Annotated in this window: 1 protein-coding gene; it reads right to left on the reverse strand. The window is 64.5% G+C overall.

All coding sequences use genetic code 11. The annotated features are described in order from the left end of the window. A partial coding sequence (locus JFY56_RS24295; RefSeq protein WP_208316825.1) for a hypothetical protein occupies positions 1 to 214 on the reverse strand: 214 nt, incomplete at both ends.

Genomic DNA, 214 nt, shown 5'->3' on the forward strand with positions numbered 1-214 from the left:
CGATCGAATCGGTGCCGGTGGCCGAAGAGTCGGCCAGGGTGGACTTGGCGTGGAAGTACTTGATGCCCGCGCCGTTGTCGATGTCGTCGATACGGGTGTCGAGCTTGCCAACTTCCTGGTTGGTCGCGTACAGCTGCGAGCCGTTGATAGCATCGGTGCTGGTGCCGCTGACGCGGCCGGCGGCCACGTTGGTGATGGTGCGGTTGGCAGTGCC

Origin of the sequence: Pseudomonas schmalbachii (assembly GCF_017589465.1) — a bacterium.
In the GTDB taxonomy this organism is placed as follows: Bacteria; Pseudomonadota; Gammaproteobacteria; order Pseudomonadales; family Pseudomonadaceae; genus Pseudomonas; species Pseudomonas schmalbachii.